General features: G+C 67.2%; 20 protein-coding genes. 10 read left to right on the top strand and 10 right to left on the bottom strand.

The window, feature by feature from the left end:
• Positions 1–50: 50 nt before the first annotated feature.
• The 7 genes from NMB40_RS16245 to NMB40_RS16275 form a co-directional block, all read right to left on the bottom strand.
• Positions 51–410: a hypothetical protein gene (locus NMB40_RS16245; RefSeq protein WP_282247019.1), complete on the bottom strand. Its 360-nt coding sequence runs from the start codon at positions 408–410 to the stop codon at positions 51–53.
• A 35-nt stretch (positions 411–445) separates the two neighbouring features.
• The gene (locus tag NMB40_RS16250) at positions 446–874 is read right to left on the bottom strand and encodes a roadblock/LC7 domain-containing protein (RefSeq protein ID WP_494359097.1); all 429 of its coding nucleotides are present in this window, start codon (positions 872–874) and stop codon (positions 446–448) included.
• Positions 867–1,415, bottom strand: a complete 549-nt coding sequence (locus tag NMB40_RS16255; protein WP_494359098.1) for a GTP-binding protein — start codon at positions 1,413–1,415, stop codon at positions 867–869. Before NMB40_RS16255 ends, NMB40_RS16250 begins: the two co-directional genes overlap by 8 nt.
• Positions 1,416–1,417: 2 nt before the next feature.
• Positions 1,418–2,371, bottom strand: a complete 954-nt coding sequence (locus tag NMB40_RS16260) for a hypothetical protein (protein WP_494359099.1) — start codon at positions 2,369–2,371, stop codon at positions 1,418–1,420.
• A 230-nt stretch (positions 2,372–2,601) separates the two neighbouring features.
• Entirely contained in the window at positions 2,602–4,827 is a 2,226-nt protein-coding gene (locus tag NMB40_RS16265; protein ID WP_494359100.1) for an NADP-dependent isocitrate dehydrogenase, read from the bottom strand.
• A 168-nt stretch (positions 4,828–4,995) separates the two neighbouring features.
• Positions 4,996–5,493, bottom strand: a complete 498-nt coding sequence (locus NMB40_RS16270) for a hypothetical protein (RefSeq protein ID WP_448143739.1) — start codon at positions 5,491–5,493, stop codon at positions 4,996–4,998.
• Positions 5,494–5,539: 46 nt separating this feature from the next.
• Complete coding sequence (locus NMB40_RS16275) at positions 5,540–5,836, bottom strand: LysM peptidoglycan-binding domain-containing protein (RefSeq protein ID WP_494359101.1); 297 nt, start codon at positions 5,834–5,836, stop codon at positions 5,540–5,542.
• 141 nt (positions 5,837–5,977) lie between these two features.
• On the opposite strand from NMB40_RS16275, the gene queF reads away from it, so the two are divergent.
• Positions 5,978–6,796 carry an NADPH-dependent 7-cyano-7-deazaguanine reductase QueF gene (gene queF, locus NMB40_RS16280; RefSeq protein ID WP_494359102.1) on the top strand — a complete coding sequence of 273 codons (819 nt, stop codon included), beginning with the start codon at positions 5,978–5,980 and terminating at the stop codon, positions 6,794–6,796.
• Between the two features lie 6 nt (positions 6,797–6,802).
• Here the strand turns inward: queF and NMB40_RS16285 are convergent, their stop codons facing one another.
• The gene (locus NMB40_RS16285) at positions 6,803–8,119 is read right to left on the bottom strand and encodes a M20 family metallopeptidase (protein WP_494359103.1); all 1,317 of its coding nucleotides are present in this window, start codon (positions 8,117–8,119) and stop codon (positions 6,803–6,805) included.
• Positions 8,120–8,410: 291 nt separating this feature from the next.
• Here NMB40_RS16285 and NMB40_RS16290 point away from each other — a divergent pair, with 291 nt between their 5' ends.
• The 9 genes from NMB40_RS16290 (at position 8,411) to NMB40_RS16330 (ending at position 23,982) form a co-directional block, all read left to right on the top strand.
• On the top strand, positions 8,411–9,655 hold the full coding sequence (locus tag NMB40_RS16290; RefSeq protein WP_494359104.1) for an efflux RND transporter periplasmic adaptor subunit: 1,245 nt from the start codon (positions 8,411–8,413) through the stop codon (positions 9,653–9,655).
• Positions 9,656–9,741: 86 nt separating this feature from the next.
• Positions 9,742–12,972 carry an efflux RND transporter permease subunit gene (locus NMB40_RS16295; protein WP_494359105.1) on the top strand — a complete coding sequence of 1,077 codons (3,231 nt, stop codon included), beginning with the start codon at positions 9,742–9,744 and terminating at the stop codon, positions 12,970–12,972.
• Positions 12,969–16,091: an efflux RND transporter permease subunit gene (locus NMB40_RS16300; RefSeq protein ID WP_494359106.1), complete on the top strand. Its 3,123-nt coding sequence runs from the start codon at positions 12,969–12,971 to the stop codon at positions 16,089–16,091. Before NMB40_RS16295 ends, NMB40_RS16300 begins: the two co-directional genes overlap by 4 nt.
• Positions 16,092–16,292: 201 nt before the next feature.
• Complete coding sequence (locus NMB40_RS16305) at positions 16,293–18,350, top strand: TonB-dependent siderophore receptor (RefSeq protein WP_494359107.1); 2,058 nt, start codon at positions 16,293–16,295, stop codon at positions 18,348–18,350.
• 285 nt (positions 18,351–18,635) lie between these two features.
• Positions 18,636–20,813, top strand: coding sequence for a YccS family putative transporter (gene yccS, locus NMB40_RS16310; protein WP_282243334.1), 2,178 nt, complete (start codon positions 18,636–18,638; stop codon positions 20,811–20,813).
• Between the two features lie 29 nt (positions 20,814–20,842).
• The gene (locus NMB40_RS16315; RefSeq protein WP_448143746.1) at positions 20,843–22,732 is read left to right on the top strand and encodes an MFS transporter; all 1,890 of its coding nucleotides are present in this window, start codon (positions 20,843–20,845) and stop codon (positions 22,730–22,732) included.
• A gap of 153 nt (positions 22,733–22,885) precedes the next feature.
• Positions 22,886–23,176 carry a CD225/dispanin family protein gene (locus NMB40_RS16320; protein WP_339446464.1) on the top strand — a complete coding sequence of 97 codons (291 nt, stop codon included), beginning with the start codon at positions 22,886–22,888 and terminating at the stop codon, positions 23,174–23,176.
• 43 nt (positions 23,177–23,219) lie between these two features.
• Complete coding sequence (locus tag NMB40_RS16325) at positions 23,220–23,498, top strand: CD225/dispanin family protein (RefSeq protein ID WP_282243330.1); 279 nt, start codon at positions 23,220–23,222, stop codon at positions 23,496–23,498.
• A gap of 64 nt (positions 23,499–23,562) precedes the next feature.
• Positions 23,563–23,982, top strand: coding sequence for a DUF2752 domain-containing protein (locus NMB40_RS16330; RefSeq protein ID WP_448143747.1), 420 nt, complete (start codon positions 23,563–23,565; stop codon positions 23,980–23,982).
• Here the strand turns inward: NMB40_RS16330 and ampE are convergent.
• Together ampE and nudC are read right to left on the bottom strand one after the other, a co-directional pair.
• Positions 23,979–24,872, bottom strand: a complete 894-nt coding sequence (gene ampE, locus NMB40_RS16335; protein WP_494359108.1) for a regulatory signaling modulator protein AmpE — start codon at positions 24,870–24,872, stop codon at positions 23,979–23,981. The two genes, NMB40_RS16330 and ampE, sit on opposite strands and share 4 nt — an antisense overlap.
• Before the next feature lie 113 nt (positions 24,873–24,985).
• Positions 24,986–25,891, bottom strand: coding sequence for an NAD(+) diphosphatase (gene nudC, locus NMB40_RS16340; RefSeq protein WP_494359109.1), 906 nt, complete (start codon positions 25,889–25,891; stop codon positions 24,986–24,988).
• Between the last annotated feature and the right edge of the window lie 2 nt (positions 25,892–25,893).

Consider the following 25,893-nt stretch of genomic DNA (forward strand, 5'->3'; position numbering starts at 1 on the left):
TTCCCGGACAGCCACCGACCACCCGGGGTGGTCGGTAGCAGGGTCGGGTCTTACAGCGCCAGCGACGCCTCCACGTCCTGCACCCGGCGCCGTGCCAGGGCAAGGTTGGACTTGTTGCGGTCGAGCACCAGGTACAGGAACAATCCCTTCTGCGCCGCGACCGGGCGCATGATGTGGTACGCCTTGCCCAGCGAAATCAGGATGTCCTCGATGGTGTCGTTGAGGTTCAACGACGCGGCGGTTTTCATCTTCGCGCGGATCACTTCGGTGTTGCCCGCAGCCGCCACTTCCATGTCCATGCCCGAGCCGGCTTCGCCCAGCAGCATGCCGCTCTCATAGTCCACCAGTGCCACCGCCTGCGCGCCGTCGATGGTCATCAGCGCGGCCAAGGTATCGCTCACTCCTGCCATGTTGCACCCCTTTGGTTGTCGAGCCCCAGGTTCCCCTACGGATCGGCTCGTGATCCGCTGAGTTCGGCCATGATGTTGCGGCCACATTCCTTTGCACTCCAAAGCACCTTGCCGGTGACGCTGCGCGTGTCGCAGGCGGTCATTAGCAGCAGCGGGGCGGGGGTGCTCGGCAGCGCCAACATCAGCACCTTGCCCTCGCCCGCCTCCAGCATCAGCACTTCCAGCTCGCCCAGCGACAGCTCGCGGCCCACGGCAGCGGCCAGTGCCAGCATCGCGCTGGTCATCGCGGCCAGACGTTCACCGTTGCCGTGACTGCCCGCTGCAGGTACGAGCGCGAAGCCATCAACGCTGGCCAGCACCGCACTGCGCACCCCATTGAGGCTGTCGGCGAACGCTTGAAGGTGCTGGGCAACCCTTTCACGCACGGCCGGTTCCAGCCGGCGCACATCCTGCCCGTCAGCCATGGGCCAGCACCAGGTCGCGGGTTTCCATCTCGCTCATCAGCACGTCCATCAGGAAGAGTCCTTGTTCGCGTTCGCGCGCGTCGATGGGCATCACCGGCAGCAGGCGGTCATCCCAGCCCGCGACCGTGGCGCAGGAATCGAGGTCGAACTCCGGCGCCAGGTCCAGCCGCGAAACGCCGATCACCGCCGGCACCTGCGCGGCATGTTCACGCAGCACGCCCAGGTAGCCTTGAAGTTCTTCCACGGCTGCACGGCGGGTGGCATCAATCAACAAAACCACGCCGCTGGCGCCCTGCAGCAGGATCGGCCAGATGAAGTCGAAGCGCTGCTGGCCCGGGGTGCCGTACAGGCGCAGGCGGTCGCCGTTGGGCAGGTCGATGTCGGCGTAGTCCATGGCCACCGTGGTGGAGGCCTTGTCGGCGCCTTCGCGGTCGGTGTTGTGCACATCGGTATCCACCACCGCGCCGGCGGCGATGGCGCGCACCAAGGTTGATTTTCCACACCCCATCCCGCCCAGCACCACGATCTTGTGTTCGCGCACGCTCAGCCCCCGCCACGCTGGCGTACGCTGCGCCACATGCGGGCCAGCAGGGTGCCGCCACCCTCGACCGCACGCAGGGGCGCGGCGCGGGGCGGCGAATCTTCCAGCGCGGCGTAGCCGCACAGGTAGGCCGGGTGGACGAAGCTGCGCACCGCTTCTGCCGAGACTTCCAGCAGGGTGGCGCACTCCTCCACGCTGCACGCGCGTTTGAGCAGCAACGAGCACAGCCGGAAGTTGTCGTGCTGGTGGCCCAGCACGCGGAAATCAGGCCAGCGCAGCAGCTTTACCCGTGCGCCGCGCTGCAGGCGCGCATCCAGCTCATGCCAGTGCGCGGGGCGTTGGCCCCATTGCCACAGCAGCGGCCGCAGCGGCTGGCGTGGCAACGTGCCGGAAAGCTCCTGATACCGCCGCTCGGAGAGGCCATGCAACGAGAGTGACTCGAACTGGTCGGAGAGATGCTGGGCGAGGCTCGCAGCGTCGATACCCGCCGGCACCACCATCTGGTCCAGGCAGAAATCGAGCAGAAGTGTCGGCACCTCGTTGAGCACCAGCACCGCGTGCCCCTGGCGCGCGGGCAGGCGTTCGCGCAGCGCGCGGGTGATCGCCTTGGCGCCCTGCGCCGTGCAGGGTTCGTCGATGCGCATCGGCGCATCGGGCATCTGCCGCAGGGCATCTTCGATGGCGTGGTCGTCGAGTACGCCACGATCTTCGCCCTGCCCCTGGTGCAGCTGCCCGTCCTGGTCCTCCACCCAGAGCTGGATGCGCGGTCGCTCGCGCACCATGCGCAACGCGGCGTTGCGCAACGCCGGGGTGTCCTTGATCACCAGCAGGTCGCACTCATCAAGATCGCGGCAACTGCGCACGCGGTCGCCGGGCAACGAGGCTGCGACACGCAGGCGTTGCAGCAACGCGCGTTCTCCCTGGACATCCGATCCGACCACCAGCACCCTGGCCATCGCCTTCCCCTGGGTTGAGTGAGTAGCCTATGCCAAGGCCCGCGCATTCAACGGTGATGGACTGCTCACTTCGCACTGGCGAAACAGCCGGATCCATCCGCTGGGTGCTGCCTTGTTGCGGGAGCGTGCCAGAACTGCCCGGACGTACGTCACGTATTTGCGGCCAAAACAAAAAAACCCGCGCCGAAGCGCGGGTTTCCTGTCGACCACCACCCGAGTGGAATCGAACCTTACAGCGCCGCCAGTGCGGTGTTGAAGGTGCTGCTCGGGCGCATGGCCTTGCTGGCCTTGGCCACGTCCGGGCGGTAGTAGCCACCGATGTCGACCGGCTTGCCCTGCGCGGCAATCAGCTCGCCCACGATGGCCTGCTCGCTGTCGGCCAGGGCCTTGGCCAGCGGGGCGAAGCGGGCCTTCAGCGCGGCATCGTCATCCTGCGCGGCCAGGGCCTGGGCCCAGTACAGCGCGATGTAGAAGTGGCTGCCGCGGTTGTCGATGCCACCGAGCTTGCGCGAGGGCGACTTGTCGTTGTCCAGGAACTGGCCGTTGGCCTGGTCCAGGGTCTTGGCCAGCACCGTCGCACCGGCATTGTCGTAACGGTTGCCCAGGTGCTCCAGCGAGGCGGCCAGGGCCAGGAATTCACCCAGTGAATCCCAGCGCAGGTAGTCCTCTTCCACGAACTGCTGCACGTGCTTCGGGGCCGAACCACCGGCGCCGGTCTCGAACAGGCCACCACCGGCCATCAGCGGCACGATGGAGAGCATCTTGGCGCTGGTGCCCAGTTCCATGATCGGGAACAGGTCGGTGAGGTAATCGCGCAGCACGTTGCCGGTCACCGAAATGGTGTCCTCACCCTTGCGGATGCGGTCCAGCGAGAACGCGGTCGCCTCCACCGGGGCCAGGATGCGGATGTCCAGGCCGTTGGTGTCGTGGTCCTTGAGGTAGGTCTCGACCTTGGCGATCACCTGCGCATCGTGCGCGCGCGAGGCATCCAGCCAGAACACGGCCGGGGTGCTGCTCAGGCGGGCGCGGTTCACGGCCAGCTTGACCCAGTCCTGGATCGGGGCGTCCTTGGTCTGGCACATGCGCCAGATGTCGCCGGTCTGCACGGCGTGTTCGAACACCACGTTGCCGGCATCATCGGTGACGCGCACGGTGCCGTCGGCCGGAATCTGGAAGGTCTTGTCGTGCGAGCCGTATTCTTCCGCCTTCTGCGCCATCAGGCCGACGTTCGGCACCGAGCCCATGGTGGCCGGGTCGAACGCGCCGTGGGCAATGCAGTCGTCGATGACGGCCTGGTACACGCCGGCGTAGCAGCGGTCCGGAATGACAGCCTTGGTGTCCTGCAGCTTGCCGTCGGCATTCCACATGCCACCGGAGTCGCGGATCATCGCCGGCATCGAGGCATCGACGATGACGTCGCTGGGCACATGCAGGTTGGTGATGCCCTTGTCGGAATTGACCATGGCCAGGCCCGGGCGCTTGCCGTACTCGGCAGCCAGGTCGGCCTTGATGGTTTCCTGGGTGGCTTCGGGCAGCTGCGGCAGGCGCGCGTACAGGTCGCCGATGCCGTTGTTGGGGTCGAAGCCGGCCTGCTTGAGCACGTCGGCGTGCTTGGCCAGCACGTCCTTGTAGAACTCTTCGACGACCACGCCGAACATGATCGGGTCGGAGACCTTCATCATGGTGGCCTTCAGGTGCAGCGAGAACAGCACGCCCTTGGCCTTGGCATCGGCGATCTGCGCCTGCACGAAGGCGGCCAGCGCGTTGCGGCTCATCACGGCGGCATCGACGATCTCACCGGCCTTGACGGCGGTCTTTTCCTTCAGCACGACGGTGCTGCCATCGGCCTGCTGCAGTTCGATCTTCAGGGTGCCGGCGGACGCCAGGGTGGCCGACTTTTCGCTGCCGTAGAAATCGCCGCCGTCCATGTGCGAGACGTGCGACCTGGATTCGTTGGACCACTTGCCCATGCGGTGCGGGTGCTTGCGGGCGTAGTTCTTGACCGACAGCGGCGCGCGGCGGTCGGAGTTGCCTTCGCGCAGCACCGGGTTCACGGCGCTGCCCTTGACCTTGTCATAGCGCGCCTTGATGTCGCGCGAGACGTCGTCGGTGGGCACGTCCGGGTAGTTCGGCAGGGCGTAACCCTGGTCCTGCAGTTCCTTGATGGCGGCCTTGAGCTGCGGCACCGAGGCGCTGATGTTGGGCAGCTTGATGATGTTGGCGTCCGGGGTGGTCGCCAGCTGGCCCAGTTCGGCCAGGTGGTCGGCTTCCTTCTGGTCGTCCTTCAGGAAATCCGGGAACAGCGCCAGGATGCGGCCGGACAGCGAGATGTCACGGGTTTCGACTGCAATGCCGGCAGTGGCGGTGTAGGCCTCGACGATCGGCAGCAGCGACTGGGTGGCCAGGAACGGGGCTTCATCGGTAAGCGTGTACAGAATCTTGGGCGTGTTCGACATGGGGGACAGTGCTCTCCGGGTAACCCCCGCATTGTCGCGGTTTCAGCCCCGGGGAGCAAAGCCGGGCCATACGCGGCGGTATTGGAACGCTGTGTGGCACAGACAAAAAAGACGCAGCCTCGCGGCTGCGTCCATCGTGAGTCCGTGCCGGGAGAGAGTCGGCGGGACTTACTTGACCTCGAACTCCTGCGGCGTTCCTGCCGCCTGACCATCTACGGTGACTTCTGCGCGGTACTTGCCGACCGGCCAGCCGTTCGCATTCTCGAACGTGACGTTGGTGGTATCAGGACCAGAGGTGTTCAACGCCTGGGTCTTTTCGCCGGCCACCTGGCCGTCCTGATAGGTCAGCTTGACGCCGGTATTGACGTTGTTGGCGGTGCCGTCGGTGCGGAAGGAGACGATGATGATGTCCTTCGGCGCGAACAGCGCCACCGGGGCCACCGACTTGTCGGCGGCGGCGGTCTTGCCCACCGTCACGGCGGACACGCTCACCGGGGCGGCAGCGGTCATCGGCTGCGGCGCGGCCGGCTCGGCCGGGGTCGTCGCGACCGGGGTGGCCGGCTGGGCGTTGTTGTCGGCGGTGTCTTCCTTCTTCTTGCAGCCAACCAAGGCCACGGTGGCCAGCGCGGCGGCAAGTACGGTAGTGCTGATGGACGTCTTCTTCATGGAATTCCTCCCTGGGAATCGAAAGTGGACTGCAGGCGGAGCGGGCTTATTCTTTCGGCGGCAATTTCAGCGTCTGGCCCGGGAAAATCTTGTCGGGGTCATCCAGTACGTCCCGGTTGGCCTCGAAGATCTTCTTCCAGGCATTACCGTCGCCCAGCTCGTTCTTGGCGATCTTCGACAGCGAATCGCCTGCCTTTACGGTGTAGGTGCTACCCCCCACCAGTTCGGCGGTGGAATCCACCGAGGCGGTGACGCCGGAAAAATCGGCCTTCTCCACCTTCTGCGCGGTGGTATCCACGCTGGCGGTGACACCGGAGAAATCGGCTTTCTTGTCGGTACTCATCCACACGCTCCCTTGAATGGAACAACCCTGGATCGCACGGTGTCACAGGCGTTGTTAATGGGGCATGGCGCAGGCGTGAAGGCTTCGGGAGGTTTTCTGAACAGGGCGGCCGGCGGGCCTTGGCCACGCTAAAATGGCGGCATGAATACCCCCCAGGACTCCAGCCTCGGCCGCGAGGTTGCTTACCCCTCCCAGTACGACCCCGCCCTGCTCTTCCCGATCCCGCGCCGCGCCGCGCGCGAGGAGATCGGCGTGGACGAAGCCAACCTGCCCTTCGTCGGCCATGACCGCTGGCAGGCCTACGAGCTGAGCTGGCTGGACCGGCGCGGCAAGCCGCGGGTGGCCGTGGCCACCATCAGCGTGCCGTGCACCTCGCCGAACCTGATCGAATCCAAGTCGTTCAAGCTTTACCTCAACTCCCTCAACAGCACCCGTTTCGACGATGACGAGCAGGCCCGCCAGCGTATTGCCGGTGACCTGTCGGCCTGCGCCGGGGCGGTGGTGAACGTGGTGTTCGGGGTACCGCTGCTGGTGGAAGCGGCCGAAGGCGAATCACTGGATGGGCTGGACGTGGCGATCGAGCGCTACGGTCCACCGGCGCCGGAGTACCTGTCGGCCAATGCCGGCCAGGTGGTGACCGAGACGCTCAGCTCGGCGCTGCTCAAGTCCAACTGCCCGGTCACCGGCCAGCCGGACTGGGCCAGCGTGAGCGTGCGCTACCGCGGCCCGCGCATCGACCGCGAAGGCCTGCTGCGCTACCTGGTGAGCTACCGCGAGCATGCCGAATTCCACGAGCAGTGCGTGGAGCGCATCTTCAACGAGCTTACCCTGCGCTGCCAGCCGGAATGGCTGGAAGTGGAGGCGCGCTACACCCGCCGTGGCGGGCTGGACATCAACCCGTGGCGGGCCAGCGCCGGCATCGAGCAGCCGGCGCGGATCGTGCGGGACCTGAGGCAGTAAATTGCCTCAACCCGCCTTCGGCGCGTTGAGGAAATCGAGGCTGACCTGCAGCAATGCGCGCAGGCCCACATCCAGCGCCTTCTCATCCAGCAGGAACTTCGGCGAATGGTTGGCCGGGGCGGTGGCCGGGTCGATGCCTTCGCTGGTGGAGCCGACGAAGAAGAACATGCCCGGCACCTGCTGGGCATACTGCGAGAAGTCTTCGGCGCCCATCTGCAGCGGCGGCTCGTACACGTTGGCTTCGCCGACCACGGCCTGCAGGCTGGGCAGCATGCGTGCGGTCAGCGCCGGGTCGTTGACCGTGGCCGGGTTGCCTTCGGCCTCGAAGATCTCGGTCTGCGCCTTGGCGCCATGCGCGGCGGCGGTGTGTTCGGCCACGTTGCGCAGATCGGCGAAGATCTGCTGGCGCATGCCTTCGTCGAAGGTGCGGATGGTGCCCACCATCTCGACCTCGTCGGGAATGATGTTGTAGCGGATACCGCCCTTGATCGCGCCGAAGGACACCACCGCCGGCTGCTTGGAGATGTTGGAGCGGCGGCTGACGATGGTCTGCGCGGTCCCCACCAGGTCGGCGGTGGCCACGATCGGGTCAACCCCGTTCCACGGGGCCGAGCCATGGGTCTGGCGGCCGATCACCTTGATCCCGAAGCGGTCCGAGGCGGCCATCAGCGGGCCACCGCGCACGGCGATCTGCCCGGCCTGGACACTGGAGAACACGTGCAGGCCGAACACCGCGTCCGGCTTGAAGTCCGCAAACAGGCCTTCCTTGAGCATCAGCGCGGCACCGCCCTCTTCCGGCGACGGCGCGCCTTCTTCGGCGGGCTGGAAGATCAGCATCACTTCGCCGGGCAGGTTCTCGCGCATCTTCACCAGCGCGTCGGCCACGCCGAGCAGGGTGGCGGTGTGGGCGTCATGGCCGCAGGCATGCATCACGCCCACCGGTTCGCCGCGATAGGTACTGGTGGCCTTGGAGGCAAACGGCAGGCCGGTCTGTTCGGTCACCGGCAACGCGTCCATGTCCGCGCGCAGGGCGATGCGCGGGCCGGGCTTACCGCCCTTGATGATGGCCACCACGCCGTGGTGGGCGATGCCGGTCTTCGGCTTCAGGCCCATGGCGCGCAGCTGTTCGGCCACCTTGGCCGAGGTGCGCTCCTCGCGGTTGGACAGCTCCGGGTGCTGGTGGAAGTCGCGGCGCCACTGCACCACCTGGGCCTGCAGGCGGGCGGCAGCGGCGGTGACTTCCGGGCGTTCTGCCGGGGCGGTGGCGGCCAGCGCGGGCGAGGCGAGCAGCAGGGCGGACAGCAGCAGCGACAGACGGGGCATTGGGGTCTCCACGGGGTTTTCGGGCTTTGAAGCTGAATGTAGGGCATCAAGCTGGTTTTCGCTGTAACTTTTGGCCGCCGCGAACGTTGTCGGGATAAGCAGCCGACTAACAGTCGGCGCTACCGGGTCGCGCGGGGTGGTCGCGTCGGGCCGTCCGGGGGAGTTGAACCTTGTCGGCGCTTGCGGGTCTGACCGCCCGTCCCATTTGTCATGCATGAAAGGTCACGGGTGGCGGGTATGCTTTGCGACTGCCAACCGGGCCCCGCCCTTCGCCAGCCTCAGGAGTTTTGAATGTCGCGTTTCTGGAAGATCGTGCTGCTGGTGATCGCAGTGCTGGTAGTGGGGCTGGTGGGCATGCGCATGCTGGGCGGCGGCAAGGGTAAGGATGCCAAGGCCGACGCGCAGGCCGAGGCCGGCAAGGACGGCGAGCGCAACACGGACCCGGTGCCGGTGACGGTGATCGACGCGGCCCGCCAGGACGTGCCGGTCTACGCCAGCGCGCTGGGCACGGTGAGTGCGATGAACACCGTGACGGTGAGCCCGCAGGTGGGCGGCCAGCTGATCAGCCTGAACTTCAAGGAAGGCCAGGAAGTGAAGCAGGGCGACCTGCTGGCGCAGATCGATCCGCGCACGCTGCAGGCCAGCTTTGATGAAGCCGCGGCCGCCAAGAAGCAGAACCAGGCCCAGCTGGCCACGGCGCGCTCGAACTACCAGCGCTCCAATTCGCCCCAATACCGCCAGTACGTGGCCAAGACCGACCTGGACACCCAGCGCAACCAGGTGGCCCAGTACGAAAGCGCGGTGGCGGCCAATGAAGCCAGCATGCGCGCGGCCCAGGTGCAGCTGCAGTACACCCGCGTGACCGCCCCCATTTCCGGCATCGCCGGCATCCGTGCGGTGGACGCCGGAAACGTGGTCAGCGCCGGTACCGCACTGGTCACGCTGACCCAGATCCATCCCATCCACGTGGTGTTCAACCTGCCCGAACGCCAGCTGCCGGACGTGCGCCAGGCCCAGCAGGCCGGGCCGGTGACGATTGCCGCACTGGACCGCAACGACTCGCACGTGCTCACCGATGGCGGCAAGCTCGACGTGGTGGACAACCAGATCAGCAGCGACAGCGGCACGTTCCGCGCGCGTGCGCTGTTCGACAACGCCGACAACACCCTGTGGCCGGGCCAGTTCGTCAACGTGCGCATGCAGCTGCGCACGATCGCCGGCGGCGTGGTCATTCCCACTCAAGCCGTCATGCGCGGCCCCGACGGCGAGTACGTGTACATCGTCAAGCCGGACAACACGGTGGCCATGCAGACCGTGAAGAGCGGCGTGGAAGTGGGCGACAGCAACGTGCAGATCACCGAAGGCCTGAAGGGCGGCGAGCGCGTGGTCAGCGAAGGCCAGTTCCGGCTCAAGCCGGGCAGCAAGGTCACCGCACTGAAGCCGGGCGAGACCCCGGCCGCGCCGACCGAGGCCGAACTCAAGGCCGCCGCGCAGAAACAGGGCCCCGGCAGTCGCCGTGGCGGCGGTCCGCGCTGACCGCGCAGGCCGCAACCGTAACGCCGGCCCGGTGGCCGGCGTACGCCTCCCGCATCGCCGTCTGATGTAACAGCAAGGATCCGCCCGTGGGCTTTTCGACGATCTTCATCCGCCGCCCCATCGCCACCTCGCTGTTGATGGCGGGCCTGCTGCTGCTCGGCATCCTGGGCTACCGCCAGCTGCCGGTGTCGGCGTTGCCGGAAATCGATGCGCCCAGCCTGGTGGTCACCACCCAGTACCCGGGTGCCAACGCCACCAGCATGGCCTCGCTGGTGACCACGCCGCTGGAACGCCAGTTCGGGCAGATCTCCGGGCTGGAGCTGATGACCTCCGATTCGTCGGCGGGCCTGTCCACGATCATCCTGCAGTTCGCGATGGACCGGGACATCGACATCGCCGCACAGGACGTGCAGGCCGCGATCCGCCAGGCCACCCTGCCCTCGTCGCTGCCCTACCAGCCGGTCTACAACCGGGTGAACCCGGCCGACGCGGCGATCATCACCCTCAAGCTCACCTCCGACACGCGCCCGCTGCGCGATGTGAACAACTACGCCGACTCGATCCTGGCCCAGCGCCTGTCGCAGGTGCAGGGCGTGGGCCTGGTGTCGATCGCCGGCAACGTGCGGCCGGCCGTGCGCATCCAGGTCAATCCGGCGCAGCTGTCCAACATGGGCCTGACCCTGGAAGACCTGCGCAGCGCGCTGACCCAGGCCAACGTCAACGCACCCAAGGGCTCGCTCAACGGCAAGACCCAGTCCTACAGCATCGGCACCAATGACCAGCTGACCAGCGCGGCCGAATACCGCGAGACCATCATCAGCTACAAGAACGGCGCGCCGGTACGGCTGGCGGACGTGGCCGAGGTGATCGACGGCGTGGAGAACGACCAGCTCGCCGCCTGGGCCGATGGCAAGCCGGCGGTGCTGCTGGAGATCCGCCGCCAGCCCGGTGCCAACATCGTGCAGACGGTGGAGCGCATCCGTGCATTGATGCCGCAGCTGCAGAACGTGCTGCCGGCCGACGTGCACCTGGAGGTGTTCTCCGACCGCACCGAAACCATCCGCGCCTCCGTGCATGAGGTGCAGTTCACCCTGATCCTCACCATCGGCCTGGTGGTGGCGGTGATCTTCGTGTTCCTGCGCCGCCTGTGGGCCACGATCATTCCCTCGGTGGCGGTGCCGCTGTCGCTGGCGGGCACGTTCGGGGTGATGGCCTTTGCCGGCATGTCGCTGGACAACCTCTCCCTGATGGCGCTGGTGGTGGCCACCGGCTTCGTGGTCGACGATGCGATCGTGATGATCGAGAACATCGTGCGCTACATCGAGCAGGGCAAGAGCGGCCCGGAAGCGGCCGAGATCGGCGCGCGCCAGATCGGCTTCACCGTACTGTCGCTGACCGTCTCGCTGGTGGCGGTGTTCCTGCCGCTGCTGCTGATGCCCGGCGTCACCGGCCGCCTGTTCCATGAGTTCGCGTGGGTGCTGAGCATCGCGGTGGTGCTGTCGATGCTGATCTCGCTGACGCTCACCCCGATGATGTGCGCCTACCTGCTCAAGCCCGACGCGCTGCCCGAAGGCGAGGACGCGCATGAGCGCGCACACGCGGCCGGCAAGCAGACCGTGTGGAGCCGCACCGTGGGCCTGTACGAACGCAGCCTGGACTGGGTGCTGGACCACCAGCGCATGACCCTGGCGGTGGCCGCCGGCGCGCTGGTGCTGACCGTGGTGCTGTACATCGTCATTCCCAAGGGCCTGCTGCCCGAGCAGGACACCGGGCTGATCACCGGCGTGGTCCAGGCCGACCAGAACATCGCCTTCCCGCAGATGGAACAGCGCACCAAGGCGGTGGCCGAAGCGCTGCGCAAGGACCCGGCGGTGACCGGCGTGGCCGCCTTCATCGGCGCCGGCAGCATGAACCCCACGCTCAACCAGGGCCAGCTGTCGATCGTGCTGAAAGAGCGCGGCGACCGCGATGGGCTGGAGGAGATCCTGCCGCGCCTGCAGCAGGCCGTGGCCGGCATTCCCGGCGTGGCGCTGTACCTCAAGCCGGTGCAGGACGTGACCCTGGATACCCGCGTGGCGGCCACCGAGTACCAGTACTCGCTGTCGGACGTGGACAGCGCGCAGGTCGCGCTGCAGGCCACCCGGCTGACCGAGGCGCTGCGCCAGCGCCCGGAACTGGCGGACGTGGACAACAACCTGTCCAACCAGGGCCGCGCGCTGGAGCTGACCATCGACCGCGACAAGGCCAGCGTGCTGGGCGTTCCGATGCAGACCATCGACGACACCCTGTACGACGCGTTCGGCCAGCGCCAGATCTCCACCATCTTCACCGAGCTCAACCAGTACCGCGTGGTGCTGGAAGTGGCGCCGGAGTTCCGCACCAGCACCGCCCTGATGAACCAGCTGGCGGTGGCCTCCAACGGCGCCGGCGCGCTGACCGGCAGCAACGCCACCAACTTCGGCCAGGTCACCTCGTCCAACTCCTCCACTGCCACCGGCATCGGCGCGCAGAACACCGGCATCCCGGTGGGTGCGGGCAACATCATCCCGCTGGCCGCGCTGGCCGAAGGCAAGGTCACCAGCACCCCGCTGGTGGTCAGCCACCAGCAGCAGCTGCCGGCGGTGACGGTGTCGTTCAACATCGCACCGGGTTATTCGCTGTCCGATGCGGTCAAGGCGATCGAAGAGACCCGTGCCAGCCTGGACATGCCGGCGCAGGTGCATGCGCAGTTCATCGGCAAGGCCGCCGAGTTCACCGGCAGCCAGACCGACGTGGTGTGGCTGCTGCTGGCCTCGCTGGTGGTGATCTACATCGTGCTGGGCGTGCTGTACGAGAGCTACATCCACCCCATCACGATCATCTCCACCCTGCCGCCGGCCGGTGTGGGCGCGCTGCTGGCGCTGATGGTGTGCGGGCTGAGCCTGTCGGTGGACGGCATCGTCGGCATCGTGCTGCTGATCGGCATCGTCAAGAAGAACGGCATCATGATGGTGGACTTCGCCATCGAGGCGCGCCGCGCCGGGGCCAACGCGCACGAAGCGATCCGCCGCGCCTGCCTGCTGCGCTTCCGCCCGATCATGATGACCACCGCCGCGGCCATGCTGGGCGCGTTGCCGCTGGCACTGGGCACCGGCATCGGTTCGGAGCTGCGCCGGCCGCTGGGCATCGCCATCGTCGGCGGCCTGCTGATTTCGCAGCTGGTCACGCTGTACACCACGCCGGTGATCTACCTGTACATGGAGCGCTACTCCGAATGGCTGCGCCAGCGCCGTGAACAGCGCGCGCTTCGCGACGGCACCGCACAGGACCACGCGTGAACATCTCCGGCCCGTTCATCCGCCGCCCGATCGGCACAGCGCTGCTGGCCATCGGCCTGTTCGTGGTCGGGTTGATGTGCTACCTGAAGCTGGGCGTGTCGGCGCTGCCGAACATCCAGATTCCGGTGATCTTCGCGCACGCCAGCCAGTCCGGTGCGGACGCCACCACCATGGCCTCCACGGTCACCGCGCCGCTGGAGCGCCACCTGGGCCAGCTGCCCGGCGTGGACCAGATGCGCTCGTCCAGCTCCGAAGGCAGCTCGCTGGTCTTCATGATCTTCCAGAGCGGGGTGGACATCGATTCGGCCGCGCTGGACGTACAGACCGCGATCAACTCGGCCCAGGCCGACCTGCCCTCCGGGCTGGGTTCGCCGATGTTCCAGAAGGCCAACCCGAACGACGATCCGGTGATCGCCATCGCGCTGACCTCGCAGACGCAGTCGGCCGATGAGCTGTACAACGTGGCCGATTCGCTGCTGGCCCAGCGCATCCGCCAGATCAGCGGGGTGTCGTCGGTGGATATCGCCGGCGCCTCCACCCCGGCGGTGCGGGTGGACGTCAACCTGCGCCTGCTCAACGCGCTGAACCTCACCCCGGATGACCTGCGCAATGCGGTACGCGCGGCCAACGTGACCTCGCCCACCGGCTTCCTGACCGATGGCAACACCACCACGGCGATCATCGCCAACGATTCGGTGGCGCGTGCGGCCGACTTCGCCAACCTGGTGATCAAGACCCAGGACGATGGCCGGGTGATCCGCCTGAAGGACGTGGCCAACGTCTACGACGGCCAGCAGGATGCCTACCAGGCTGCGTGGTTCGACCACAAGCCGGCGGTGGTGATGTACGTGTTCACCCGCGCCGGCGCCAACATCGTGGAGACGGTGGACCGGGTCAAGGCACAGATCCCGATGCTGCGCGACTACCTGCAGCCGGGCACCACGCTCACCCCGTACTTCGACCGCACCCCGACCATCCGCTCGTCGCTGCATGAAGTGCAGATCACCCTGCTGATCAGCCTGGCGATGGTGATCCTGACCATGGCGCTGTTCCTGCGCCGGCTGGCGCCGACGCTGATCGCGGCGATCACCGTGCCGCTGTCGCTGGCCGGTGCAGCACTGGTGATGTACGTGTTCGGCTTCACCCTGAACAACCTGAGCCTGCTGGCGCTGGTGATCGCGATCGGCTTCGTGGTCGATGACGCGATCGTGGTGATCGAGAACATCATGCGCCACCTCGACGAAGGCATGCCGCGCATGCAGGCGGCGTTGGCCGGTGCGCGCGAGATCGGCTTCACCATCGTCTCCATCACCGCCTCGCTGGTGGCGGTGTTCATTCCGCTGCTGTTCGCCAGCGGCATGGTCGGCGCGTTCTTCCGCGAGTTCACCGTCACCCTGGTGGCGGCCATCGTGGTCTCGATGATCGTCTCGCTCACGCTCACTCCGGCGCTGTGCAGCCGCTTCCTGAGCGCGCATACCGAGCCGGACAAGCCCTCGCGGATCGGCCGCTTCCTGGATGCCACCCACGACCGCATGCTGCGTGTGTACACCGTGTGCCTGGATTTCTCGCTGCGCCACGCGCTGCTGCTGTCGCTGACCCCGATCCTGCTGATCGTCGCCACGGTGATGCTGGCCGGCGCGGTCAAGAAGGGCTCGTTCCCACCGCAGGACACCGGCCTGATCTGGGGCCGCGCCAACTCCAGCGCGACGGTGTCCTTCGAGGACATGGTCAACCGCCAGCGCCGCATCACCGACATGCTGATGGCCGACCCGGCGGTGAAAACCGTGGGCGTGCGCCTGGGCAGCGGCCGCCAGGGCTCCAGCGCGCAGTTCAACATCGAGCTGAAGACCCGCAAGGAAGGCCGCCGCGAAACCACCGCGCAGGCACTGGCACGGCTGAGCGCCAAGGCCGACCGCTACCCCGACCTGGAACTGCGCCTGCGCGCGATCCAGGATCTTCCCAGTGATGGCGGCGGCGGCAACAGCCAGGGCGCGCAGTACCGCGTGTCGCTGCAGGGCAACGACCTGGCCCAGCTGCAGGAATGGCTGCCCAAGGTGCAGGCCGCACTGAAGAAGAACCCCATGCTGCGCGACGTCGGCACCGACGTGGATACCGCCGGCCTGCGCCAGAACATCGAGATCGACCGGGCCAAGGCCGCGCGCCTGGGCGTGTCGGTCGGTGCGATCGATGGCGCGCTGTACGGCGCGTTCGGCCAGCGCCAGATTTCGACGATCTATTCGGACATCAACCAGTACAGCGTGGTGGTCAACGCGCTGCCGGAGCAGACCGCCACCCCGCGGGCACTGGATGAGATCCACGTGCGCGCCGGCAACGGCGAGATGATCCCGATCACCGCCGTGGCGCGCCAGGTCCCCGGGCTGGCCCCGCCGCAGATCACCCACCAGAACCAGTACACCACGATGGACCTGAGCTACAACCTGGCCCCGGGCGTCAGCACCGGCGAAGGCGAGGCGATCATCAAGGCCACCGTGGACGGGCTGCGCCTGCCCGGCGACATCCGCATCAGCGATGGCGGCGGCTTCAACGTGCAGCTCAACCCCAATTCGATGCTGATCCTGGTGTTGGCCGCCATCATCACCGTGTACCTGGTGCTGGGCATGCTGTACGAAAGCCTGGTGCACCCGGTCACGATCCTGTCCACGCTGCCGGCGGCGGGCGTGGGCGCGCTGCTGGCGTTGTTCGTGACCAATACCGAGCTGTCGGTGATCTCCATGATCGCGCTGGTGCTGTTGATCGGCATCGTCAAGAAGAACGCGATCATGATGATCGACTTCGCCGTGGTGGCCCAGCGCGAGCACGGCAAGAGCCCGCTGGAAGCCGTGCGCGAAGCCAGCATCGTGCGCTTCCGCCCGATCATGATGACCACCATGGTGGCGATCCTGGCGGCGGTGCCGCTGGCCATCGGCCTGGGCGAGGGCTCGGAGCTGCGCCGCCCGCTGGGCATCGCGATGATCGGCGGCCTGCTGTTCTCGCAGAGCCTGACCCTGCTGAGCACCCCGGCGCTGTATGTGATCTTCTCGTGCCTGCAGCAGCATTGGCGCGGCTGGCGCGCGCGTCGGCGCGAGAAGGCCCTGATCCGGCGTGCCGCCCGCGCCTGACCGAACCGTGCGTCAGATGACAATCATTTGACGCACGGCGCCTGAAAGAGAACAATTCGCACCAGCCACGGTCCTGCCGCGCCTCGCGCACCGCGCTGCTTCCGCCCCCTGCGGGCAGTGCCCCGACTCAGCCACGCCCTCTTCTTCCGCCATCAACCGATCGCGGACGGTGTGCTGCTGTCCGCAGAGGACCCCCACAACATGCATGTTTCCGCTCTTCCGCGCCGCGCCCTGCGCCCGGCCCTGCTTGCGCTGTCGCTGTCGCTGGCCTGCGCGGCCCACGCCCAGTCGCGCTCGGCCACCGAGCTGGACGCGGTCAAGGTCACCGCCGAACGCACCCACACCGATACCGGCGCCCTGGGCGACCGCCCGGTCCGCGATACCCCGTTTGCGATCTCCGTGATCGGCCGCGAGGACATCGAGAAGCGCCAGGTGGTCTCGCTCGGCGAAGCGTTCCTGACCGACCCCTCGGTGGTCACCCAGGTCAGCGCCTACGCCAGTGGCTGGAGCTCGCCGATCCGCAACCGCGGCATCGACCTGAGCTACGACAGCTACCGGGTGAACGGCCTGCAGGTGTCCTCCTGGGGCACCGAGTGGCCGCTGGAAGTGATGGAGCAGGTGGAACTGCTGAAGGGCCCGGGAGGCTTCATGTACGGCTTCGGCCAGCCCGGCGGCATCATCAACTACGTGACCAAGAAGCCGACCGACACCACCACGTTCTCGGCGCAGCTCGGTTGGCGCGAACAGGGCATCGTCAGCGGCCAGGTCGACGTCGGCGGCCGCTTCGGCAACGAAGACATGTTCGGCTACCGCTTCAACGCTTACCAGGAGAAGGGCGAAACCTTCAACGGTGGCGAAGTGAACCGCAAGGTCGGCGCGCTGTCGCTGGATGCGCGCCTGGGCGACGCGCTCACCTGGACCTTCGATGGCGTGTTCCAGGAGCGCGACCTGGGCGAGGAATCGCCGCAGTACTACTTCATCGGCCTGACCGAACTGCCGCGCCCGATCGCCGGCGATGTCAACAATGCCATTCCGGGCACGTTCTACGACACCCGTTCCAGCCTGCTCTCCACCGCGCTGAACTGGCAGATCAGCGAGGACTGGAAGGCCAGCCTGAGCTATGGCTACACCTCGTCGTGGAACGACGTGAACAAGATCTTCGCCTACATCGACGACGTCAACGGCGATTACGACGTCAACGCCTACGAGCTCGGCGGAAAGAGCGAGTGGAAGCTGGCCCAGGCCATCGTGCAGGGCCGCTTCCAGACCGGCCCGCTGTCGCACCAGGTCGTCGCCGGCGTCTCGCACCAGACCGGGCTGGGCTGGGACCGCCCGTACGAATGGAACACCATCGGCCGTGGCAACCTCTACCAGCGCCCGACCCTTCGCCATGACGCTGTCGGTTCGCATGAGCTCACCCGCGGCAGCGAAACCGTGCAGCAGGCGGTGTTCGTCAGCGACACGGTGGATTTCGGCCACGGCTGGTCGGTGCTGGCCGGTGCGCGTTACAACGATTTCGAGAACAAGGGCGCCTACCACACCTACCCGGTCACCCCGACCTACGCGGTGATGTTCAAGCCGGCCGACGAAGTCACGCTCTACACCAGCTACGTCGAATCGCTGGAAGCGGGCAGCCGCGTGGGCAGCGACTACATCAACGCCGGCGACGTGCTCGACCCGACGATCAGCAAGCAGTTCGAGATCGGCGCCAAGATCGAGTACCCGCGCTGGAACGCCAATGCTGCCGCCTTCCGCCTGGAGCGCGGCGCCAACATCGACCGCCTGACCAGCGGCGGCAAGCTGCTGGTGCAGGACGGCATCACCCTGTACGAAGGCGTGGAAGTCAGCGGCGACGTGCGCCTGACCGACGCCTTCACCCTCGGCGGCGGCGTCACCTGGCTGGACCCGACCTACGACAAGCTCTCGCCCGACAGCAGCACCCAGGAAGGCAACCGCACCGCCGGCGCAGCGCGCTGGAACGGCGTGGTGCACGCCGACTACAGCGTGCCGCAGGTGGAAGGCCTGAGCCTGTACGCCCTGGCCCGCTACTACGGCGATGTGTACTACGACGCCGACAACACCCTCAAGCTGCCCGACTACACCCTGGTCAACGCCGGCGTCGGCTACCGCATGCAGGCCAATGGCCACCCGGTCACCTGGCGCGCCAGCGTCGAAAACCTCACCAACAGGAAGTACTGGTCCAACGCCGGCATCGGCCTGCCGCGCACGTTCGCGGTCAGCGTTAGGTTTGATCTGTAAGCAAAGCAGCGTTTCCGTTACCGCGCGCTGAGGCGGGCGGGTACCCCCATCCGGGACCCGCCGTGAACCCATCCATGGGGGCTTGTCAAAAACATCCATGTTTTAGACAGTCCCGGATGGGGGCACCCGCCCACCTCCAGACGGTTTCAGTGGCACGGTTGGGAAAAGCAGCCATGCAGGGCCTGGCTCTACGCGGTACCGACCCACGGTCGGTACCTACCAACCGGCTATGTCGGCTTCACTGCGATGACGCAATAATGAGGCGCCACCGCCCGACGAGTCCGCATGTCCGCCCGAGAATCCCGCCTGAGTCGCCTGTGGGCGCATGAGAAGGCCAGCTACGGGCTGCGGGTGTTCATTGCGTTGTCCGTGGCCATGGGCGTGTGCTGGCACCTGGACCAGCTGCCTGCCCTGCCCGGCGTGTTCCTCGGCATCATCGCCAGCGCCATTGCCGAAACCGACGACAACTGGTGGGGCCGCACCAAATCCGTCGCGCTCTCCCTGCTGTGCTTCGTCGTGGCCGCCGCTGCCGTGGTCGAACTGTTCGCCTGGCCGTGGCTGTTCATTGCCGCCCTGGCCCTGTCCACCTTCGGCCTGACCCTGCTCGGCGCACTGGGCGAGCGCTACGCCTCCATCGCCCAGGCCACCGTCACCCTCGCCATCTACACCATGATCGGCCTCGAACAGCACGGCGCCGATGACCGCGCCCAGGCCATCACCGCCGTCAGCCACCTGCTGGCCGGCGCCCTCTGGTACGGCCTGCTGTCCATCCTGTGGACCGCCCTGTTCGCCAACCGCCCCGTGCGCGAACGCCTCGCCCGCCTTTACCTTGAACTCGGCCGCTACCTCCAGCTCAAGGCCGACCTGTTCGAACCCGTGCGCGATGCCGACGTGCAGAAGCGCCAGCTCGCGCTGGCCGAACAGAACCGCCGCGTCGTCGAAGCGCTCAACATCGCCAAGACCGCCATCCTGGCCCGGTTCGGCCGCTCCGGCCGGCCCGGCGTGCAGTCCGGCCTGTACCTGCGCCTGTATTACATGGCCCAGGACTTCCACGAACGCGCCAGCTCCTCGCACTACCCCTATGGCGCGCTCACCGACGCGTTCTTCCACAGCGACGTGCTCTACCGCTGCCAGCGCCTGCTCGCCCTGCAGGGCGAAGCGTGCGCCAACCTGGGTACCGCCATCCGCATGCGCCGGCCGTTCCAGTACGGCGACCGCACCCGCCAGGCCACCGCCGACCTCACCGACTCCCTCGCCTGGCTGCGCGCCCAGCACAACCCGCAGTGGCAGCGCCTGCTCTCCTCGCTCGAACTGCTCGGCCACAACCTGCAGAGCATCGAACGCCGCCTGTCCGAAGCGGCCCAGTCCGAATCCACCCTGGACAACGTCGATACCCGCCTGCGCGACACCAACCCGCATACCCTGCGCGAAATGGGCGTGCGCATACGCCAGCAGCTCACCCCCGGCTCGCTGCTGTTCCGCCACGGCCTGCGCATGGCGCTGGCGCTGATCGTCGGCTTTGCCGCCATCCGCCTGTTCAACGCCCAGAACGGCTCCTGGGTGCTGCTCACCATCGTGTTCGTGTGCCGCCCCAACTTCGGCGCCACCCGCCAACGGCTGGCCCAGCGCATTGCCGGCACCCTGATCGGGCTGGTGCTCACCTGGGCCCTGATGCAGCTGTTCCAGGACCTGCGCATCGAATTGTTGATCGCCCTGCTCTCGGCGCTGCTGTTCTTCTTCACCCGCAGCGACCGCTACCTGGTCGCCTCGGCCGCCATCACCGTGATGGCACTGACCTGCTTCAACCTCATCGGCGATGGCTTCCTGCTGATCTGGCCACGGCTGGTAGACACCCTTCTGGGCTGCGCGATCGCCGCCGCTGCCGCGTTCCTGATCCTGCCCGACTGGCAGGGCCGCCGCCTCGACCTGGTGATGGCGCGCGTGCTTGAACGCTGCGCCGGCTACCTGCAGGCGGTGCTGGGCCAGTACGGCAGCGGCATGCAGGACGACCTGGCCTACCGCATCGCCCGCCGCGACATGCACAACGCCGATGTGGCCCTGTCCACCGCGCTGTCCAACATGCTGCGCGAGCCCGGCCACGTGCGCGGCAACCTGGATGCCGGCTTCCGCTTCCTGGCGCTGTCCAACACCCTGCTGGGCCACCTGTCCGCCCTCGGCGCCCACCGCGCGCAGCTGGACAGCTACGCGCAGGACCCGCTGGCCCGTTCCAGTGGCGAACGCGTGCAGCAGGCCATGCAGCAGATCGCCGGCGCGCTGGAACGGCGCGAACCGGTGGACGAGGCCGCCAACGAGGGCGACCGCGCCCTGGCCGAACAGCTGGAGCAGCTCAATGATGAGATGCCGCCCAAGCTGCAGCTGATCCGCACCCAGATCGGCCTGATGCTGCGCCTGCTGCCCAAGCTGCGCGCCGCCGCGAACGAAATAGGTACCGGGACCGCGTGATAGGCTGCGCCGGTTCGCAAGGAGATTCCATGTCCGGCCACAGTCAGTTCGCCCTGCTCCGCCAGCGCCGCTTCCTGCCCTTCTTCATCGTGCAGTCGCTGGGGGCGTTCAACGACAACGTGTACCGCCAGGCCATCATCGGCCTGCTGTTCTACCTTGGCGTGAGCCAGGCCGAGCAGTCGCTGTACACCACGCTGGCACCGGCGATCTTCATCCTGCCCTACTTCCTGTTCTCCGCCCTGGCCGGGCAGATCGCCGAGAAGCTGGAGAAATCGCGCCTGATCGTGATCACCACCACCATGGAGATCGGGATCATGACGCTGGCCGCGGTCGGCTTCCTCACCCAGAGCATGCCGATCCTGCTGGTCGCCCTGTTCTGCACCGGCCTGCAGTCCACGCTGTTCGGCCCGGTGAAGTATTCGGTGCTGCCCTCGGTGCTCAAGCCCGAAGAGCTCACCGGCGGCAACGGCCTGGTCGAGATGGGTACCTCGATGTCGATCCTGACCGGCATGATCAGCGGCGGCATCATCTTCACCCTGGCCGGCAGTTTCGGCCCGATCGTGGCGGCAACAGCGGTGATCGCGCTGGCCATTGCCGGCAACATCACCGCGCGCATGATCCCCAAGGTCGATGCCGGCGCGCCGGACCTGAAGATCAACTGGAACCCCATTCCCGAATCGCTGGCGGTGCTGCGCCTGGCCAAGAAGCAGAAGGCCGTGGCCAACGCCATCCTCGGCGTGTCGTGGTTCTGGTTCGTCGGCACCATGCTCACCTCGCAGCTGCCCACCTACGCGGTGGTCAACCTGGGCGGCGAACCAACCCTCTACATCTTCGCGCTGGCGCTGTTCTCGGTCGGTACCGGCGTGGGCTCGCTGCTGTGCGAGAAGCTGTCCGGGCGTACCGTGGAAATCGGCCTGGTGCCGTTGGGCGCCTTCGGCATGACCGCCTTCATGCTGGACCTGTACTTCGCGCGCGCCGGCACCGCCACCACGGCGGGCCTGGGCGTGGCCGCGTTCGTGGCCGCACCGGGCAGCGTGCGCATCATCATCGACCTGGTGGGCATCGGCCTGTTCACCGGCTTCTTCGTGGTGCCGTTGTTCGCACTGATCCAGAGCCGCACGCCGAAATCGGAAATGTCGCGCGTGTTCGCCGCGCTCAACATCCAGAATTCCGGCTTCATCGTGGCCGCGGCGATGATCGCGCTGGCCACGCAGAAGTTCCTGCACTGGACGATCCCGCAGCTGTTCCTGGCGCTGGCGATCGCCAATGCGGTGGTGGCGATCTACATCTTCACCATCGTGCCCGAATTCCTGATGCGGTTCCTCAGCTGGGTGATGGTGCGCTTCCTGTACCGGCTGCGCCCGCATGGCATCGAAGCCAACGTGCCCGATGAGGGCGCCGCGCTGATCGTCTGCAACCATGTCAGCTACATGGACGCGCTGATCCTCTCAGCGACGATCCCGCGCCCGGTGCGCTTCGTCATGTACTACAAGATCTTCAACATCCCGGTGATGCGCTGGATCTTCCGCACCGCCAAGGCGATTCCGATTGCCGGCGCGCGCGAGAACCCGGCGCTGATGCAGGCCGCGTTCGATGAAGTGGACCGGGCGCTGGCCGAGGGCGAGCTGGTGTGCATCTTCCCCGAAGGTGCGCTGACCCGCGACGGCGAAATGGCAGCGTTCAAATCGGGCGTGGAGAAGATCCTCGAGCGCCGGCCGGTGCCGGTGGTGCCGATGGCACTGCGCGGCATGTGGGCCAGCATGTGGAGCCGGCGCGACACGCGGCTGGGGCGCATGCGCGTGCCACGCCGCCTGCGCGCGCACGTGGAGGTGATCGCCGGCCCGCCGGTCGACGGCGCCACGGCGACCGCCGAGGGGCTGGAAGCGCAGGTGCGAGCGCTGCGCGGCGATCAAGGCTGAAAGCGCCAAAACCGGCGCATTCCGCAAAATTTTCCCCTGCGGCGTTCATGTAAACGCATACATCGCCGGGAACATCGGGTAGATTACCGCCCATAGGGGGTGTCGCTTGGCGTTGGGAGACGCCGGGAGACAGCCAATGGAATGGAGTCGTACGTGAATCATCTGCCGCCACCCACCCCACCGGGCGTTGTCGTTCCCAACCATCTGGTCTGGGCCATCCTGACAACGCTGTTCTGCTGCCTGCCGTTGGGCGTGGTGTCGATCGTGTATGCGGCCCAGGTCGATGGCCGCCGCGCGGCCGGCGACCTGGCCGGTGCGTATGACGCATCGCGCAAGGCCGGCGGATGGGCACTGGCATCGGCGCTTGCCATGCCGGTACTGCTGCTGTTGTGGTTTGGCCTGTTTGGCGGCATGGCCGCGCTGGGCGCTCTTTCCGACCTGTGAAACACCCTTCGTTCAACCCACCCAAAAAAATGGAGCTTCACCGATGAACGCCACTGCCCCGCAAGTCCCCAACAACCTGGTCTGGGCCATCCTGACCACCCTGTTCTGCTGCCTGCCGGCCGGCATCGTGTCGATCGTGTATGCCGCGCAGGTCAACGGCAAGCTGGCCGTCGGTGACATCGCCGGTGCGCGCGAGTCGTCGGACAAGGCCAAGAAGTGGGCCATGTGGTCGGCCATCATCGGCGTCGTGGCCATCGTGCTCTACATCATCCTGGTCGTGGTGATGGGCATCGGCGGCGCGATGGGCGGCGGCAACTACTGATCGCCCCCTGGACGGCCCGGTCCGGCGCCCGCGAAGGGTGCCCGGCTCGGGCCGTTCTGCCGTCATGACGATGCCTTCCCGTTCCACCCTGTCGCGTTGGGCGCCGCTGGCCGTCACGGCCGGGCTGGCCGTGGGCGCGACCGTGGTGCTGCGCCACGTCAGCCCGTATGCCGGCAACAGCCCGCTGCCGGGTTGCCCGCTGTATGCATTGACCGGGTTGTACTGCCCCGGTTGCGGCAGCACCCGCTGCCTGTATTCGCTGGTGCACTTCGACTGGTCCGGCGCGATGGCGATGAATCCGCTGCTGGTGATCTCGCTGCCGTTCCTGCTGTTGATGCTGCTCAACAACGCAGGCGTGCGCATGCGCGCACTGGACCCGCTGATGCGGGTGCTGGCCAATCCCACCTTCTGGCTGGTGCTGCTGGTCGGCTATGCGGTGCTGCGCAACCTGCCGTGGATGCCGTTCGCGCTGCTGGCGCCTTAGGTCACCCAGCCGGCGATGACCAGCAACGCAAGCGCGGCCATCCACAACAACAGCATGCGCCAGACCAGGCTCATCGCATCGCGCAGCTCCGGCAGGCGGCGCCACACCGGCACCATGCCCGCATCGCTGTAATCGTGCGCGTCTTCGCGCAGTTCGGCACTGACACTGGCGCGCGCCACGGCGCCCAGGAAATCCGTGGAGGCCGCCCAACGGTTGCCGTGCGCTTCGCGCCAGGCCTTGAAGGCCGTATCGAAGTTGCCCACCAGCGCCATCGACAGCGACATCAGCTGCGCCACCGGCCACTCCAGCCACGACAGCAGCTGGCGTGCGCCCACCACGGTTTCCACGTCGGCCAGTGAGCGCATCGGCCCCACCGCCAGCAGCGCGAGCAGGCGGTACGCCAGCGCGCCCACCGGGCCCAGCAGCAGGAACCAGAACAGCACCGCGAACCAGCGGCGCAGGGCGTTGAGCACGGTGACTTCCACCAGCGATGGCACGTCTTCGTGCAGGCTGCCGCCGGCCGACTGCAGCTGGCCGATGGCCGCATGCCGGGCATGCGCATCATCGGCGTCGATCACCGCTTCCACGTCGCGGTCGAGGTCGCGCGGCCCCCAGCACATCACCAGCGTGGCGATGCCCAGCAGCAGCGACGGCAACCCGAACAGGCGCTCATGCAGCGCCCATTGCAGCAGGGCCAGCACCAGCACGAACGGAACCACCGCCACCAGCCAGCCGTGGCGGCCGCGCCAGAAGCCGGTTTCGGCCGCATGCGCGTCCAACCACTGCAGCCAGCGCCGGTACCAGCCGAAGCGACGCAGCGCCACGGCCGCGGCAGGCGCGACATGGCCCAGGGCCAAGGCAACCAGTACTGCGACCAGGGTGGTGAACATGGCGGCCTCCGTTCGGTTTCTGGGCGCTACTATGCCTTGGGACCCGGCAATTCCCCGGGTCACAGGTAATGTATGCCGCCCCGTGTTCAGGCAGCGGCAACGTGGTGCCTGGCTCAGCTCACCTGGTTGCGGTACCAGTGCTCGATCAGGCTGCGTGAAATCGAGATCGGCGGCGACAGGCGGATGCCCACCCCGTCGTCTTCGATGTCACGGGCCAGCGCCGCGCCCACTTCCTCGGCAGTGAACCAGCGCGCGTCTTCCAGCTCGCCATCCACGGTGGGCACGTCGTCTTCGGCCGTTGCACTGAAGCCCAGCATCAGCGCGCCGGGGAACGGCCATGGCTGGGTGCCGAGGTAGCGGCAGCTGCGCACGCGCACCCGGCTTTCCTCGAAGACCTCACGGACCACGGTCTGTTCCAGCGATTCGCCCGGTTCCACGAACCCGGCCAGCACCGAATAGCGGCGCGGGGCCCAGTTGGCCTGGCGGCCGAGCAGCAGGCGCCCGTTGTTTTCCACCGCCACGATCACCGCCGGGTCCACGCGCGGGTAGTGTTCGGTGTTGCACTTGGCGCAGCGGCCGATGAAACCGCCACGGGTGAAGGCCACGGCGCCGCCGCACACGCCGCAGAAGCGGGTGCGCGATTGCCAGTAGGACATGCCGCGGGCATAACAGAAGGCGCTGGCATCGGCGGCCGACCAGGTGGTGGCCGATTCGCGCAGGTCCACGCGCTGGGGCGCCGGGGCATCGACGGCGGCGGATTCGACCGAGAACCACGCCTGCTCGCCGCGCAGGCCGAGGAAGATGGCCGTGCCGGGGCCGCCCCCGACCTGGGCGCCGGTCAGCGCCAGCGGCTGGCCGTCGTCGCCGGCCAGCGCGCGGCCATCGGGATCCAGCACAAGCACGTGCGCCTGCGGCCACAGCCGCAACAACGCATCGGCGTCGTCGCGCAGGGTATCGGCGCGTTCAAGGGGTTCGGTGGTGAAAGCAAAACCGGCAAGCGGCAAAGAGACATTGGACATCC

This window comes from Stenotrophomonas sp. FBCC-B152, from assembly GCF_059134105.1.